This window comes from Sporomusa sp. KB1 (assembly GCF_007830295.1).
Classification (GTDB): Bacteria; Bacillota; Negativicutes; order Sporomusales; family Sporomusaceae; genus Sporomusa.
Genome location: NZ_VLKC01000002.1, coordinates 694956 through 711517, shown reverse-complemented (window position 1 = coordinate 711517; position 16562 = coordinate 694956). Strand labels below are relative to the sequence as shown.

Genomic DNA, 16562 nt, shown 5'->3' with positions numbered 1-16562 from the left:
TTCGTGGCGACTCTCCCAAACCAGGTAATTAATGAGGAGGTACGCCATGATTGAGATTAGCAATTTGTACAAAGAGTACACCGGGACTAAAGCGTTAAAAAATATTAACTTTGCAGTAAAACCAGGCGAATTTGTGGTCTTATTGGGACCTAGCGGTGCCGGTAAATCCACATTATTGCGTTGTATCAACGGTCTTGTAAAGCCAACATCGGGTAGCGTCGTTGTCCATGGTGTTCCAGTACATGAAACCCTGCAGCTTGAAAATGTTCGTCGCCAGGTGGGCATGATTTTTCAGCAGTTTAACTTGGTTAAACGGTTAACCGTTCTGGAAAATGTACTATGCGGCCGCTTGGCCCACACCAACGTATTTACCAGCTGTCTTAAATTCTTTTCCCAGCAGGACATTGATTATGCGCTGCACTGTCTGCAGCGGGTGGGATTAGAGCATAAAGCGTATCAGCGTGCCGATCAATTAAGCGGCGGGCAGCAGCAGCGTGTCGGCATTGCCAGGGCGTTAGCCCAATGTCCGGCTATTGTTCTGGCCGATGAACCGGTAGCCAGCTTAGATCCCAAATCGGCAGATCGGGTTTTGGATATACTGCAGACAATTAATAAACAGGATGCAATAACGGTGGTGGTAAGTCTGCATAATATTGAACTTGCAACCAAATATGCAGAAAGAATTGTTGGCATCAGAGAGGGAGTCATTGTTTTCGACCAGCGGGCAACCCTGCTCACCGAGGGCGATGTCGAGCAGATTTACGGAATGGCGGCAGGGCCTGAGAACGAGGAGATTTGCTATAAGCAGGTGAGTTATGCCCACGCCTAAGCCAAATTATTTTTTGCTTAAGCCGCCGATACCCTGGTTTAAGAGTACCGGGGCGATGCTGAAGCAATTGACTCTTATTGCCTTGTGCCTTGGAATCTATATATGGAGTGCTAATGGCACAAATCTTAGTGTGGCGGAACTGGCCAAAGGTCTACCCAATATCATGGATATTCTCGGACGGATGTTGCCGCCCAATATAGGTATATTGCCGCGGCTGATCCAGCCGACTATCGAAACTATCCAAATTTCTATTTGGGGAACAACGCTGGCTATATTTGCTACTCTTCCCTTTGGTCTGTTGGCGGCTCGCAATACCTCGCCCAATGTTTTTTTGTATAATAGCAGTCGCTTTATTCTAAATGCCACCCGTTCCATTTCGGAGATTATTTTTGCGCTGATTTTTGTTGCTGCCGTAGGCTTAGGACCTTTTCCAGGGGTTTTAGCCCTGGCCTTTCATTCGGTCGGGATGCTGGGCAAATTTTTGGCAGACTCCATTGAAAACATTGACCATGGACCGGTAGAGGCATTGCAGGCTACCGGAGCGAGTAAATGGCAGGTCATCACCTATGCCATTTTACCACAGGTATTGCCTGATTTCGTGACTTTGTGTCTGTATCGTTGGGAGCTCAACTTCCGTTCAGCCACTATTTTGGGAATTGTGGGAGCAGGCGGCATTGGTTTTGAATTAATTACAAGTATGCGTCTTTTTATGTATGAGGACATGACAACCATCCTTATCGTTGTGCTAGTCATGGTAACTTTTGTGGACTATGCCTCTTCCTACATCAGGGCTAAAATACTGTAAACGGGGTGAAATGATGGATATTGGAGAAATACTGGCCGAGGGAGAACTTACGGTGTGGCAATCGCTGGCTGAAATGATTGCTGATAGGCATGAAATCAAGGTTTTACAACAACCGGAAACCTGTATGACCATGATGCAGGTATTGGATAGTGTCGGACAGACGCCCTTTTATGTAGGGGAAGTGCTTATGACTGAGGCAACTGTAAGTATTGATGGCATAGTTGGTTTTGGTTTGGCGATGGAAGATGACTATATCCGGGCATTATGTGCGGCGATTATCGACGCGGCACTACTGGCTGATGTGGCCGAGGCAGGCGAGATTCGTAAGGCGATAGCAGACGAAGAACAACGGGTTTTGGCGCGTCATCAGCAGGAGGAGTCACTCATTGCGGCAACCCGCGTGCGATTCGCAATCATGGAGGGATAAATTTGATTGAGCATAGCTTTGATAAAGTGTTTGATACCCAGCGCATATACCGCCAAACTCTGGATGCCATGGCACGCCCAGGTAAAATCAATGCGCTTTACCAATTAAAACTGGATCCGCCTCAAGGTCTGAATCAGGCAGCTGCGGCTATTGCTTTGACCATGCTTGACAGCGAGACCAGTTTTTATTTGGCACTGACTAGTCAGGATATTGCCGAATACCTTACCCTTAATACTGGTGCGAGGAATTGCCCGGTAGACTGCGCAGAATTTATCATAGCGTGTGCGGATAGGGCCTTGCCAGAACTGAATGTTGTAAACTGTGGAACGTTGCTGTCTCCGGAAAAAGGAGCAACCATTCTCTTTATGGTTCACCGCCTGGCCACAGAGAGTAACGGGTTAGCGATTATTTTGACCGGACCGGGGATAGCAGGGAATTCCCGGCTGGTTATCGAGGGGATGCATCCCGGCAATCTGCAGATAATCGCCAGCCTGAATCAAGAATATCCATTGGGTGTTGATATGATTTGTGTTGATAATAGGGGCAATGTAGCCTGCATTCCCCGGTCGAGTACAATGCAGTGGGAGGGAGAGGCCTAATGGGATATGTAGCAGTTTCCGGAGGGGCGGATGCCATCCTGAGTGCTGAAAAGCTGTTAACATACTTTCGTTTAAAGGGTAAATCCGAACCGCTTGGGGTAGAGCAAATCCGTGATCAGTTGCGGTTAGCTGTCGATAAAGTTATGGGAGAAGGCTCGTTATATGCCCCTACTATTGCCGCGTTAGCCCTAAAACAAGCGGAGGGAGATAGTATTGAGGCCTCCTTTATCTTGCGGGCCTATCGTGCCACTCAACCACGCCGTTATATTTCACTTGCTGTTGATACCAGCAAGATGCGAGTGATACGGCGGATATCCGGTGCTTTTCAGGAAATACCCGGCGGCCAGATTTTAGGCCCAACCCGTGACTATACGCAGCGGCTGGTCGACTTCTCACTGCTTGCGGAAGACCGGGAGCAGATGGAACAAGTATTACGCGATGCCGGTATCGGTGCACCGCCTGAGCAGTTACCAGATACCTTCCCGAAAGTGGTGGACTTATTGCGTCAGGAGGGCATACTTGCTTCTCCTGACGCTAGTGAGGAAGTCTATGATATTACGCGCAAGACACTTAGCTTTCCCAGTGCGCGTTCGGCTAAGCTACAGTCGCTGGCCAGAGGCGAAACCGGAGCAATGATGGCTTTGGCGTATAGTTGTATTAGAGGTTATGGCGATATTCATCCCTATCTAGGGGAACTCAGGGTGGGATATGCACCGTTAACCATTCAGCACCCAGGACGAACGGCGCCACTTTATGCCGGTCGCGTCTTGATTACCGAAGCCGAGATTATTGCCCAATACGGGGAAGGGGATAAGACCAAAAAACCACAGCTTACGCTTGGTTATGGTCTGTGTTTTGGACACAACGAGCTCAAGGCCATGGCAATGGGAATTTTGGATCGTTCCACGCGCAGTACATCGCCGCAGAAGGCCCCGGCCGAGGATGAGGAATTTGTCTTATACCATATTGATGGTATTGAAGCTTCCGGTTTTGTTTATCATTGGAAATTGCCGCACTATGTAACCTTCCAATCTACGCTTGACCGCTTGCGACGGTCGCAGCAATTGAAGGAGGAGGCAGATCATGTTCAACATCAGGCAGACTAAGCGCAATACCGGGTACAATTTTGCTTTCTTAGATGAGAATACCAAGCGGGAGATACGGCGCAAGACATTAAAGGCTGTTGCCATACCGGGGTACCAGGTACCTTTTGCCTCACCTGAACTGCCGATTGCCCGGGGATGGGGGACCGGCGGTCTGCAGGTCACAATGGCGATTATTGGCCCCCAAGACGTACTCAAGGTGATTGACCAGGGCTGTGACGGTGGTGTTAATGCCGTGAATATCCGTAATCTCATAACAAAAACCACCGGTGTCAAGACTACCTTCAATACCCGGGAAGCCACCATCCTGCAGACGCGCCACCGCATTCCGGAAGAACCTATGAGTGACAATCAAATTGTTGTGCTGCAGGTTCCGATACCTGAACCGCTGCGGTTTGTGGAAGCGAGTATGGCAAAGGCGCAGGAAATGCACGCGGAAATGGACTACAGCCGTATGTGGGTTTTTCTTTACGAAGATATTGTAAAATGGGGAGAAATCACGATTGGTGCCAGGTATCCGTCGTTGGTTAACCATCGCTATCTGATTGATCCTTCCCCCATTCCCCGCTGGGATGTGCCTAAGCTAAACATGGCTGATACGCTGTTTCTTTTTGGCGCCGGGCGGGAGAAACGTATTTATGCGGTACCCCCGCATACCCGGGTTGAACCTATGGAATTTGAAGATCATCAGTTTCGGGTTGAGGATTTTTCGGGTCGTGCATGTATACGCTGTGGTGCTACTGATACCTATATGAATGAAATATATGATGAACGCAGCGGCAAAAAAATACACCTTTGTTCAGACAGCAGCCACTGTGACAAAGTTCGGGAACAAAAGGAGGGACGCTGGGATGTTGGCAAATAATCCGATTGTTCTCACCGTCCGCGGGCTAGCTAAGCTATACGGCCCAGGGTGCCCGCAATGCTTTACCCGGACAGGGCCGGCCTATGAAAGTAATATTTGCCCTGTATGCGGCACGATCGTGGCTTGTCATGACATTTCTTTCGACCTGGCGCAGGGAGAAATCCTGGGAATTGTCGGTGAGAGCGGCTCAGGTAAGAGCACTCTGGTACGTTGTCTCTATTTTGATGAAGAAGCTTCAAAGGGTGAGAGCTATTTGGCTGTTTACCAGGCTGGACGGGTTAATCTGCTGCAGGAAACCTCGCAGCATAAACGTTATGTTCGCAATCACTTAATGGGTATGGTCTATCAGAATCCACTGCTGGGGATTAAGCCGCACTTTACAGCAGGCGGGAATGTTGCGGAAAAATTGTTAACGGCAGATATCTATAATTTTCAGGCTATTCGCGAACGGGCGGCAAATTTGTTAGCACGCACTGAAGTCCCGTTAGCGCGGATGGATGATTTTCCTGCTCATTTTAGCGGTGGTATGCAGCAACGGGTGCAGATTGCCAAGGCGCTTGCCAATAACCCGCCGCTGCTTTTTTTGGATGAGATAACGACAGGTCTTGATGTGTCTGTTCAAGCCAAAGTCCTCGACTTAGTAAAAGAGATTCAACGGGAACTCGGTATTGCCATGGTAGTAGTGTCTCATGATCTGGGTGTAATCCGGATGCTGTCAGACCGAACTGCGGTAATGAAAAATGGCCGCATGGTGGAAATTGGCCTAACAGATCAAATTTTGGAAGATCCGCAGCACCAGTATACCCAACTGTTAGTTCATTCGATGTTATAAGGAGGCTTTGTAATGAGTGATACAATCCTGACGGTAGTGGGTTTGTCAAAAAAATTCACACTGCATATTCTGGATAAAAAAACATTGCCAGGTTGCAGCAAGGTGAGTTTTACCATGAAAGCTGGAGAATTTATGGGCATTGCCGGGCCAAGCGGAGCAGGTAAATCGACAATTATAAAATGCATTTATCGAACCTATTTACCTTCGAGTGGAAATGTATGGTACCGTACTAAGGACGGTAGGGAAATCGATCTTGTTACAGCCAACGAGCGAGAGATCCTTACGCTTCGGAGCAGTGAGATTAGTTATGTAAGCCAATTTCTCAAGGTACTTCCCAGGGTTTCAGCCACCGATATTCTCGCTGAGGAACTGCGAGAGCGCGGCTGGCAGTCAGATGCAGCACGGGAGCGGGCGTATGAACTGTTGAGAATGATGAATATTGACACCAAACTATGGGATGCTTTTCCCTCTACCTTCAGCGGTGGGGAACAACAGCGGGTTAACTTGGCGCGGGCGCTAATTACGGAGCCACGGCTACTGCTCTTAGATGAACCGACAGCTTCCTTAGATAATGAGACCAAAAAAGTTGTCATTCGATCCTTGCTGGCCCTTAAAAAGCAGGGAACTACCATCATCGGTATCTTTCATGATCTGGAGAGTATGCGCAGTTTGGTGGATAAGGTATTTACCATGCAAGCAGGGCAGTGCAAGTCAATCAAGCGTATGCGGGAGGTAGTATGAGTACAGTACTGCTGAATAACGGCAGATTAGTTATGCCTGACAGGGTGATTCCAAATGGCGAAGTAGTCATTGAAAATGGGATGATTACCATGGCCGGACGCCAGAGTCATCATTATGGTCGCTCTGCCGACATCATTATTGACGCCCAGGGTGGTTTTATATTACCGGGTTTTATTGATACCCACAGTGATGCCATTGAAAAAGAGCTGGAACCCCGTCCGGGTGCGTATTTTACTACCGAGGTAGCTTTTGGTGAATTGGAAAAAAAGCTAGCCGGGCAGGGAATTACCACTATGTATCATTCTTTTTCTTTCGCAGGAGCCCAGTATGGAGTGCGGGCAGACCAAGTTGCTGCCGATTGCATCCGGACTATTGTGGGAATGGCTCGCGACTATGCCAGTATCAGGAACAAAATTCATTTGCGGTTTGAGATTACTAATTTTGAAGCTGTGGATGTTATCCGGGATCTGATTACCGAGGGAGCTGTGGATCTGTTATCCTTCATGGATCATACACCCGGACAAGGGCAATATCCCACGGTTGAAGATTATCGGCGCTATCTGGAAAAAACATATCACCTGCCGCTGGATGAGATTGGAGAGATTTTAACCCTCAAAGAACAAGGGCGAATGAACGCCGGAGAATGTGTAGTACGGCTGAGTCAGGAGGCCCGGGCAGCAGGTGTGCCATTAGCTTCTCATGATGACGATTCGGCCGACAGTATTAGCTATTATCAACAGCACGGAGTGACCCTGAGTGAATTTCCCATTAACCTTCCGACAGCCGCTGCCGCCCGGAGAGCCGGGGTGGATGTCAGTGTGGGGGCGCCAAATATTGTACGTGGAGGCTCGACAGGCAAAGGCATGAAAGCCATTGATGCAATTACTGCAGGCAGTGCGAATATATTATGTTCCGACTATTATCCGCCGTCGATGCTCCATGCTGTATTTCTATTGGCAGATCAGACGATAAGTATTAGCGAAGCGGTTGCTATGGCTACCGCGGCACCGGCCAAAGCGCTGCACTTAAAAGATGTCGGTAGTTTAGAGGAAGGAAAATGCGGCGATGTTATTATTGTCCGCAAACGTAACAATACACCGGTGGTAACTAACACGGTGGTAGGTGGCATACCTGTTTATGGTATGAATTACCGGGTAACCTTGCCTGAAAATCGTGCAGAACAATCGGCTTGTTAGAGGAGGAGTTCAGTGTGAAAATCAAGGGCATTGCGATAAATGCTGACGCATCGGTAATTGATGGGAGTCTGGCAGTCTTACAACGAGAACTTGATTATTATCAAGAACAGGGTTTTAGTTATGTCGAACTTTCCCCCCACGGGGTTGGTGCTATTTATGGCGGCAGGCTTGACCGGACAAGGATGATTGAGCTCAAGGAACTGCTAGCTCGTTACCCATTTCGTTATACCGTGCATGGGCTTAACCCGCTGAACCTAATGGCTGCTGATCCGGTAAACCGGATCGGATTTATTGCCAGTCTGGAGTTTACTGCAGCTGTCAATGCGGAAATCATGGTTTACCATGCAGGTCGTTATATTCCGGAGGAGGATTTTTTGCTTGCAACCAGGCATAACCCTACTTCACAAGAGCGAGCCAGCATGTGGCAGCAGGAATGTGCTGGGCTGCGGGAAATGGGACAACTGGCAGACCAATTTGGAATTACCATCGCGGTGGAGAACGCCCGTCCTTACACTAATATTTCAGACTATTGTTATGCTGAGTCGCTGGAAGCATTAGCAAAAATGGTACGGGAGGTAAACCACAGTCAGATTAGGGTGACGCTTGATACCGGGCATGCTTATCTGGCTGCGTGCCACTATGGATACGACCTGTTGCCAAGTGTTACTCAGTTAGCTCCCTATGTGCGTCATATCCATTTGCACGATAATTTTGGCCGTGCTTCTACCTCCTGGGAGCGTAAACAACATGAGCTGGCTGGCATGGGACGCGGTGATATGCATATGCCGATCGGCTGGGGGGACGTTCCGGCCCAAGAGATTATAAGCAGGCTGCCTAACTACCAGGGCGTGATAACGGTAGAACTACGGCCGCGATATCGCGAACAGTACCGCCGAGCGATGCTTACTACGCAAGCATTGGTCAAATCCAGCGATAGGTGTGTATCCTAAATGAGTCTGCAAAAAGATAGTATTACTATCAGAAAAGCGAAGCGTTGGGATTTGTCCAAGGTGTTGTCGCTTTATCAAGAATTTGAGTCAGCCTATCATCACAACCCGGGCAAGTGAAAAAGCTGAGGACGTAGTTTGGGAGAGGTTGTTGCAAGATTCGCGGCAGCACCTTCTTGTAGCCGAGGCTGCCGGCTCTGTAATTGGTACTCTTACCGTGATTGTTATTCCCAATATCGGCCATGGGGGTTGTCCTTGGGCAATCATAGAGAACGTGGTAGTGGAGGCGCCATACCGCAATGCGGGGATTGGCACGAAACTAATGGAGAGTGCAACCAAGCTGTGTCATGATTACGGCTGTTATAAAGTTGTATTGTCAAGCAACCTTGCCCGTCAGCAGTCGCATGCTTTTTACCGGCGACTTGGCTGGCAGCAAACCCATATTGGTTTCTCCATTGCTTTGTCAGAATAGGCTATTATATAAAAATTATAGCTAATTGTTGCGGTTGTTTATCATATGGATAAGCAGCTGCTTTTTTATGCACTCAACATAAGTGGTATTAATTGACAAAGTAAATAACTGCCATTAAAATAAATACCGACGGTAGGTTTCTAAAGGAACGGAGATGTAATAATTGACGAAAAGGGCTCCTAAAGAACAACGTATGGAAGACATTATTGAAGCCGCAGTTAGTGAATTTTTAGCCAAAGGATATGAAGGGGCTTCCATGCAGTCGATCGCTGAACAGGCTGGTCTGACGAAAGGTGGGTTATATTATCATTTTGGCAGTAAAGATGAGATTCTTATTGCCGCTAACGGGAGCTATTTTGAACCTATATGGGAACTGATCAAAACAGCAGCAGCAATAACTTGTCCGGTGGAAGGCTTACGCTATTTTATTCATGAGTATCTGCAGTATTGGTCAAGTCATTCCCGGCAGATGACATTCATCTTGTTGTCTTTATCCAAAATTATGGCCTGTCCGGCTATGTGGCCGCTGATTAATAGCTATAGTGAGAGAATGATTGTTTTTTATGAGCAATTATATACCGGTGGGCTGGAAGCGGGAAAGTTTCGCAATCACCAGCCTAAAAGTCAGGCAACAGCTTTATTTGCGGCCTTGGACGGAGCTACGCCGTATCTAATTATCAGCCAGAATTTATCGCCGGAGAGTGTGGCCAGGCAATTTGAGATGACATTTGTTGACATGCTTCTTATCGACGGCAAAAAGTAGGTCTAAGCACATGACTTGTTCAACAAAGTGGTTTTAGTAATTTGGGATAAGGAGAAAATCATGCTAGCAAAATGGTTATCCGGACTTATAAATACCGATTTGCCCCAGCCCCGTGTGAGAGCAGCCGCGGTTGACCTGGTAGCTGTGCGTAAAACCTATAGTACAGAAGCCGGTGATTTTGAGGCGTTAAAAGGTATTCACCTGCAGGTGAATGCAGGTGAATTTGTTGCTGTCGTGGGAAAATCCGGCAGTGGCAAATCGACGCTGATTAATATGATTACAGGCATTGACAGGCCGACTGGCGGCGAAGTATGGGTGGCTGGGATGCCTGTACATACGTTGACCGAAAATCAGATTGCCATCTGGCGTGGCCGGACGGTAGGGGTTGTTTTCCAATTTTTTCAGTTGATCCCAACGCTGACGGTTTTGGAAAATGTTATGCTGCCAATGGATTTTTGTGACATGTATGACCGGGGGGGAAGACCAGAACGGGCGCGTAAGTTGCTGGATCTGGTAGGTGTTGGCGAACAGGCGGATAAGCTACCGGCGAATTTATCCGGGGGACAGCAACAACGGGTGGCGATTGCCAGGTCTTTGGCGAATGACCCGCCGCTCTTAGTAGCAGATGAGCCGACAGGTAATCTTGATAGTCGTACAGCCACCACCGTTATTGACCTTTTTAAACAACTGGCTGTTAGCGGGAAAACCATAGTAATGGTAACCCATGACAATGATTTAGCCTGCCGGAGCGGCAGGATTGTGACTGTATATGACGGGCAGATTATGACAAGCGAGTCGGCAGGGTGTGGCAATTATGCTTAAATACAGGCTGTTGTCGCCGCGGTGGCGTAAAGTTTTAGCCGATTTATGGGGGAATAAGCTTAGGACGTTGCTGGTAGTGTTGTCTATTTCGGTTGGGGTTTTTGCTGTAGGAATGGTCTATAGTTCCTATCTCATGTTTGATAGGGACCTAACGCTAAGCTGGAAGTCGGCAGCACCGGCCAGCGCCAGCTTGTATGCCGATCCATTTGATCAGGAGCTGGTGGACAGCATTCGCAGTTTACGCGGCGTTAAAGAGGCCGAAGGCCGCCGTAATGTTGATTTGCGGGTACGTACTGCTGCCGGCGAATGGCGGCAAATGTATTTGACGGCCATTCCAGACTATAGTGAGCAAAAAGTTAACATCATAAAGAGACAAACCGGTGCCTGGCCGCCCGGGGATGGGGATGTATTGCTGGAGCGGTCTTCGCTCGCTGAACTTGGGGTGGCCCAAGGGGGCAGTATTCAGGTAGAAACCGCTGATGGACACAAACGAAGTCTGAAGATTACCGGGGTAGTATATGATCCCAGTCAGCTGCCAAGTCTTTTTAGCGGCCGTTCCTATGGCTACATCAACATGGATACGCTTGAGAAGCTGGATGTGGAGCGGCAGCTTGATCAGGTGAATTTTGTTGTGGAGCCCTGGGTGCTTAGCGGCAAGGAAACTGCACCCATTGAGGCGGTGGGGCGCCGGGCCTGGAGCAAGCTGGAACAAGGCAACACAACCGTGTTTTGGCTGCAGGTGAATAAACCAGGGGAACATCCCCTGCAGAGTGTGATTAATGCCCTTGTTATGCTGCTTACTGTTCTCGGTGTGCTGTCACTGTTATTAGGTACTTTTTTGTTAGTTAATACGGTATCTGCCATCCTGACACAGCAGGTTCGTCAAATAGGAATCATGAAGGCAATCGGAGCCAGGCGTGACCAGATATTGCGGATGTATTTATTCCTGGTGGGGGTATATGGTATATTAGCTCTTATTGTTGCCGCCCCTTTGGGGGCATTGGCGGCAAGTGCTGTCACTGGTTTTATGGCTCAGGTATTTAACTTCAACTCCGGCGGCTTGGAGCTGTCACCCAAGGTACTGCTATTAGAGGCAACAGCGGCGATTGTGGTGCCTGTTCTTGCTGCCATATGGCCGATATGGCATAATACCGGGGTAACTGTCAGAGAGGCTGTTAGTGATCATGGTATTGGGAGTGTAATAGGTAAGGGTCGCCTGGATAAGTGGATAGATAAGCTGCTAGAAAGAATAAACCTCCTATCCCGTCCTGTCCTGCTTTCCTTACGAAACACCTTTCGCAGGAAATGGCGTCTGGCTCTGACTTTGCTGACTCTGACAGTGGCGGGAACGGTATTTATGGCCGTCTTTTCCATTCGGTCATCGCTTTATTCTACATTAGATGATGCACTTGATTATTTCCGCTATGATATTTCTGTTGGTTTCACACAAAACTACCGGGCTACCAGGATTGAACATGAAATTCTCAAAATTCCTGGTGTCAGGGCGGCAGAGTCATGGGGCTTTACTTCCGGACGGATACTCAGGAATGAACGAAAGGAGTCAGAGGATGAGGCCAGCAAGAATGTATTTATTCTTGCACCCCCGGCAAGCACCAAGATGATTCAGCCGAAGATTATTGAAGGGCGCTGGCTGTTGGCTGAAGACGAGAGCGCGCTGGTGGTAAATACAGAGACGCTGAAGGATAATCCACAGCTTACAGTAGGCAGTACGGCAGTCATTAAGATAGGTAATCGCAAGCTCAGGTTTACGGTAGTCGGGATTGCCAAAAGTACACTGACCGGGCCGATTGTGTATGCGCCTTATCCCTGGTTTACCGGAGCTATTCAGGAGGCGGGAGGAGCCAGATCGGTCCAGATTGTTGCTCAATCAACTAATCCCCGGGAACAAATTGATTTGGGCAGAAAAATTGAGGAGCATTTAAAGAAAAATAATCTTCGCATTCAAAATGTTGATATTACCTGGGAGCAAAAACAGCGTATCCGGTCTCAGTTTGATATATTGATCGTATTTTTATTGATTATGGCGGTACTCTTGGCTTTTGTCGGAGGCTTGGGACTTATGGGTACAATGGGAATCAATGTATTAGAACGAACACGGGAGATTGGGATTATGCGGGCCATTGGGGCTTCCAGTATGGCTATTGCTAAGGTTTTTGTTGTGGAGGCGCTATGTATTGGGGTGTTAAGCTGGCTGCTAGGAGTCATGTTGGCATTGCCGGTAGCCGCGCTGCTTAGTTATCAGGTAGGGGTAATGTTTTTGCAGAGTCCGCTGGAATTTTCGTTTAGTTTTCTGGGAGTAGGGATTTGGCTGGTACTTTCAGCCTTGCTGGCGGTAGCTGCCAGTTTGCTCCCTGCCAGGAAGGCTGCTAAGCTGAGTGTGCGTGAGGTGCTTGGCTATGAGTAAACTCGTTTCAGCATAGCTGAAATATTGGGGATTCAGGTGGAGAGTCTGCTCCACCTGAAGTAACGCCGCCTGTAGAGGCGGGAGTCTTGACTCGCGTACTAAGATAAAAGAAGAACGGAGAGGGTGTAATGAAGGAACAGTTAGGAACACTGGGGGCGTGGCTAAAGCGTCATTGGATAGTGACAGTGCTTGTTGTTGGTATATTGTGTGCTGGCGGATGGTGGCTCACTAACGGACGCCAGGGAGAGAAAAAAGACATTGCACCTGTTAAAGCTGATAACCGGGTTTTGTCAGAAGGGATTGTTTTCCCAGTGCATTATGCCCAGATGGTTATGCCGGTAGAAGGGACGATAGGCGAGGTGCTGGTACAGGAAGGCGATATGGTAAAGGCTGGGCAACCGATTATCCGGCTGGTACGACAAGATTATCAGGCAAGGGTTGGCAGTACCAGAGCTGACATTAGCCGCGCGGCGGCCGCTATGGAGCAGGCAAGAATTAATCTGGCTGATGCCGAACGCGAATTAGAGCGGCAAAAGCGCTTGGAAGCGGCAGGGGCTGTCTCCAGGCAACAATATGATCAGGCGAAAACAACGGCTGATAGAAACAGGGCTGCGTTGGCTCAAGCACAGGCCGAATTAGAGACCCAGGAAGCGCGGTTAGTTGAGTCGGAAGGATTGCTTGACAAGACCGAACTCACAGCAGTAATCAATGGTACGGTTGCCTTTCTGGATATCAAGGTAGGAGAACATGCTGCCGCCGGTACTGTTTTGGTAAGAATGGCAGATGAAAGTGCGTGGGAAATCCGTAGCGATGACTTAACAGAACTCACGATTGCTAAGGTAAAAAAGGGTGATCAGGTATCCTTAACCTTTGACGGTATACCTGACTTAGAGATAGCCGGCAAGGTAAAAGCCATCAGAGCATACGGCGAAAAGAAACGCGGTGACATTACGTATACCGTCACTGTCGCGCCTGAACGCTGGGATGATAGATTGCGCTGGAATATGACAGCACAGCTTGCGATAACGCCGTCAGATCTATAGTGCAAGAGTCGTATCCGTGATTATTACCTTATACTGCAGAAGGGAGAAATAAAAATGTCTGAAAGACCAAAGGCAAATACTGTTTTTGTGCAAGTGGTGGAGCGGCCGGCGCGGAGGCTGATCCTGAAAAGGGGGATCAATGCCGATAATTACTTTGCATATTGTGAGGAAGCCGGCTGCGATGTATGGGGAATATTGTGCAGTATAAAACAAGCCCTGTATGAGCCTATCGGAATGTGGCTGCCGGACAATTTACGGAAGCCCGGCACATCGGTATACGCACAGGGTGTCGAAGTACCTGGTGAGTATGCTGGCGAAGTACCTGAAGGCTTTGAAATAATTGACCTGTTACCTTGCAAGGTTATGGTATTCCAAGGTCCGCCTTTTGAAGATGAGAATTTTATGGAAGCTATTGACGATTCGTGGCAGGTTATTAAAGACTATAATCCGGAATTGTATGGATTTACCTGGGCAGATGAGGCCGGTCCAAGATTCCAGCTGGCACCATTAGGTAAACGCGGCTATATTGAGGCTAGACCGGTAAAAGAGATAAAACAGCAATGTGTTTAACCACTGTTAAATAGTGTCGGCAAAGAACATCCTTCCCCTGATTAATCAGGGGAAGGATGTTCTTTTGAGTATCGGGGTAAAGCGGATATCATAGAAACTATTTAGGGGGAGCATGCGAGTCCGAATTAATATAGCTGCTTGATATTTTGGTGAATGGCAGGGAATCTTTGGATTGGTGAGATTTTTGTACCAGAACGTTTCTTGGTAAAGCCGGTTCAGCTTTGTGCTGTTCGGCTGTATTCATTTATGCAATAAATAGTTGCATTGAATAAATATGAATTAGCGAAAAATTGACGAAAAAAGAGGGATTATGCTATTATGACAAATAAAAAACGAACAATAGTTGGTTGGTTTATTTAATTAGTTAGTTAATGTTAGTTGAAGTTATAAAGCTGTTATTAGTGGATTGTATTATGGTGTCCGGTTTACCGGAAATAACTTGTTGACCTGTCTATTGCTTTATAGTTTATGATGAAAAAAGGAGATTGTTGATGTATACCATCGGACAGATAGCAAAGAAGTTTCACCTTTCTCGCACAGCGCTTCTATACTATGACTCCATCGAACTTTTGAAAAGTTCAGAGCGAACGTCATCTGGGTATCGACTCTATTCCGAGTCCGACTGCCAGCTGCTCGAAAGAATTTGCAGCTATCGCGAAGCTGGAATGTCCTTGAATAGTATCAAGGAACTACTATCTGGTTCTCAAAGTATAACAGTGTCTCTTTTGGAAAAGAGAATCTACGAGCTAAACAAATCTATCGAGACATTGCGTGAGCAACAAAAAGGGATTGTCCGGTTATTGCTGGGCTTTCAAGTGCAAGAGCGAAAAGCATTAGTTGCTAATGATGCCTGGGATGGAATCTTTAGTGCCGCAGGATTTAGTCTTTATGATCAATGGCAATGGCACCGGGAATTTGAGCTGATGTCGCCAGAACAGCACCAGTTGTTTTTGGAATCGACTGGTGCTCCACCAGGAGAAATTTCAAAAATAAGAAACTGGGCGCAAAACGATTTTGAAATAATCAATAATTCCTATTGGGGCCGATTAAAAAATAACTACATTTTTATAATGACGCTAACCTTGTTACTGTTGTTGAGCGGTTGCAGTGCGGATGTTCCAACAATACCAGCGGTAAAACAGGCAATGTTGGTAACAGATATGTTCGGTGTGCCGGTAAATTTGAACAATAAAATTTCCCGCATTGCCGATGCCTGGGCAGCTCATCAGGACATTGTCTGCTTATTGGGCGGCGGTGACAAAATTGTGGCGACAACTATGGCGACAACCCAAAAACCGTGGCTGCAAAAAATCAACCCGGACATTAATAAGGCGGCGATATTATTCAGTTCCGCCAGTACTAATGTGGAAGAGTTGATTAAATGTGAACCGGATGTGGTTTTTGTCTCAAATAGTTATAAAGACGTGGAGGCCATCAGAAAAGCTGATATTCCTGTAGTTCAATTATCAGTCACCGATTTTAACAGCTTGAAAGACTGTGTCAGACTTACAGCAGCCGTGCTGGGCGGGTCAGCGATAGCGCAAGCGGATAAATATATTCGGTATCTGAACGATAAACAGGCCCAAATAACCGGAATTACCGCCCAAATACCGCTGCAGCAAAAACCACGGGTATTACATATTGCCAAACTTAATCCGCTGCTCATTGATGGTGCCGGCACGATTATCGATGATTGGATCAATATGGCCGGCGGTGTAAATGTCGCTGCCGTAACCGGCAACTTACAGGCGATAACGCTGGAACAGGTCATCAACTGGAATCCCGGGGTAATTGTTATTGCCCGGGAGGCTTTAGTTGGCCGGCAAATTATCATGGAGTTGGAGCAAGATGATGTATGGCGACAGATCGCTGCCGTAAAGACCAAGCGGGTGTACGTCAATCCCCGCGGGGTATTTTCCTGGGATCGTTATGGCGCGGAGGAAGCGCTGCAAATACAGTGGGCGGCTAAGGTTTTTCATCCGGAGAATTTTAAAGATGATTTAGGGCCTGAAGTTAAATGGTTTTTTAAAGAATTTTACCAGTATGAATTGGCTGACCACGAAGTAAGACAAATCATTGGCGATGAATCGACCCAGTTAATCGGGGATTCAAGTTGACACGCA

The 16562-nt window shown here is 47.7% G+C and carries 17 protein-coding genes; all 17 read left to right on the top strand.

Going from position 1 to position 16562, the window contains the following annotated elements; genetic code table 11:
• Window positions 1-46 precede the first annotated feature (46 nt).
• The 17 genes from phnC (at window position 47) to SALPA_RS06995 (ending at window position 16556) form a co-directional block, all read left to right on the top strand.
• On the top strand, window positions 47-829 hold the full coding sequence (phnC, locus tag SALPA_RS07075) for a phosphonate ABC transporter ATP-binding protein (protein ID WP_145091550.1): 783 nt from the start codon (window positions 47-49) through the stop codon (window positions 827-829).
• Window positions 816-1634 (top strand): phosphonate ABC transporter, permease protein PhnE, encoded by an 819-nt coding sequence (phnE, locus tag SALPA_RS07070; protein WP_145091548.1) that lies wholly within the window; start codon window positions 816-818, stop codon window positions 1632-1634. The genes phnC and phnE overlap by 14 nt, the downstream gene beginning before the upstream one ends.
• 10 nt (window positions 1635-1644) lie before the next feature.
• A complete protein-coding gene (gene phnG / locus SALPA_RS07065) occupies window positions 1645-2061 on the top strand; it encodes a phosphonate C-P lyase system protein PhnG (RefSeq protein ID WP_186450959.1) in 417 nt (138 codons plus the stop codon).
• A gap of 2 nt (window positions 2062-2063) precedes the next feature.
• Complete coding sequence (phnH, locus tag SALPA_RS07060) at window positions 2064-2660, top strand: phosphonate C-P lyase system protein PhnH (protein WP_186450958.1); 597 nt, start codon at window positions 2064-2066, stop codon at window positions 2658-2660.
• On the top strand, window positions 2660-3766 hold the full coding sequence (locus SALPA_RS07055) for a carbon-phosphorus lyase complex subunit PhnI (protein ID WP_145091539.1): 1107 nt from the start codon (window positions 2660-2662) through the stop codon (window positions 3764-3766). The genes phnH and SALPA_RS07055 overlap by 1 nt, the downstream gene beginning before the upstream one ends.
• Window positions 3744-4628, top strand: coding sequence for an alpha-D-ribose 1-methylphosphonate 5-phosphate C-P-lyase PhnJ (locus SALPA_RS07050; protein ID WP_145091535.1), 885 nt, complete (start codon window positions 3744-3746; stop codon window positions 4626-4628). The genes SALPA_RS07055 and SALPA_RS07050 overlap by 23 nt, the downstream gene beginning before the upstream one ends.
• On the top strand, window positions 4615-5460 hold the full coding sequence (locus tag SALPA_RS07045; RefSeq protein WP_145091532.1) for an ATP-binding cassette domain-containing protein: 846 nt from the start codon (window positions 4615-4617) through the stop codon (window positions 5458-5460). Before SALPA_RS07050 ends, SALPA_RS07045 begins: the two co-directional genes overlap by 14 nt.
• A 12-nt stretch (window positions 5461-5472) precedes the next feature.
• Window positions 5473-6201, top strand: coding sequence for a phosphonate C-P lyase system protein PhnL (gene phnL / locus SALPA_RS07040; RefSeq protein ID WP_145091529.1), 729 nt, complete (start codon window positions 5473-5475; stop codon window positions 6199-6201).
• Window positions 6198-7397 (top strand): alpha-D-ribose 1-methylphosphonate 5-triphosphate diphosphatase, encoded by a 1200-nt coding sequence (locus tag SALPA_RS07035; protein ID WP_145091526.1) that lies wholly within the window; start codon window positions 6198-6200, stop codon window positions 7395-7397. The genes phnL and SALPA_RS07035 overlap by 4 nt, the downstream gene beginning before the upstream one ends.
• 14 nt (window positions 7398-7411) lie before the next feature.
• Window positions 7412-8347, top strand: coding sequence for a sugar phosphate isomerase/epimerase (locus tag SALPA_RS07030; RefSeq protein WP_186450957.1), 936 nt, complete (start codon window positions 7412-7414; stop codon window positions 8345-8347).
• Window positions 8348-8429: 82 nt separating this feature from the next.
• Window positions 8430-8816, top strand: a complete 387-nt coding sequence (locus SALPA_RS07025; RefSeq protein ID WP_222427894.1) for a GNAT family N-acetyltransferase — start codon at window positions 8430-8432, stop codon at window positions 8814-8816.
• A 163-nt stretch (window positions 8817-8979) separates the two neighbouring features.
• On the top strand, window positions 8980-9579 hold the full coding sequence (locus tag SALPA_RS07020; RefSeq protein WP_145091518.1) for a TetR/AcrR family transcriptional regulator: 600 nt from the start codon (window positions 8980-8982) through the stop codon (window positions 9577-9579).
• 60 nt (window positions 9580-9639) lie between these two features.
• Window positions 9640-10401, top strand: a complete 762-nt coding sequence (locus SALPA_RS07015; protein WP_145091515.1) for an ABC transporter ATP-binding protein — start codon at window positions 9640-9642, stop codon at window positions 10399-10401.
• Window positions 10394-12826: an ABC transporter permease gene (locus tag SALPA_RS07010; RefSeq protein ID WP_145091513.1), complete on the top strand. Its 2433-nt coding sequence runs from the start codon at window positions 10394-10396 to the stop codon at window positions 12824-12826. The genes SALPA_RS07015 and SALPA_RS07010 overlap by 8 nt, the downstream gene beginning before the upstream one ends.
• A gap of 128 nt (window positions 12827-12954) precedes the next feature.
• On the top strand, window positions 12955-13869 hold the full coding sequence (locus SALPA_RS07005; protein WP_145091510.1) for an efflux RND transporter periplasmic adaptor subunit: 915 nt from the start codon (window positions 12955-12957) through the stop codon (window positions 13867-13869).
• 54 nt (window positions 13870-13923) lie between these two features.
• The gene (locus SALPA_RS07000) at window positions 13924-14439 is read left to right on the top strand and encodes a hypothetical protein (protein ID WP_222427893.1); all 516 of its coding nucleotides are present in this window, start codon (window positions 13924-13926) and stop codon (window positions 14437-14439) included.
• 491 nt (window positions 14440-14930) lie between these two features.
• Window positions 14931-16556 carry an ABC transporter substrate-binding protein gene (locus SALPA_RS06995; RefSeq protein WP_145091504.1) on the top strand — a complete coding sequence of 542 codons (1626 nt, stop codon included), beginning with the start codon at window positions 14931-14933 and terminating at the stop codon, window positions 16554-16556.
• Window positions 16557-16562 lie beyond the last annotated feature (6 nt).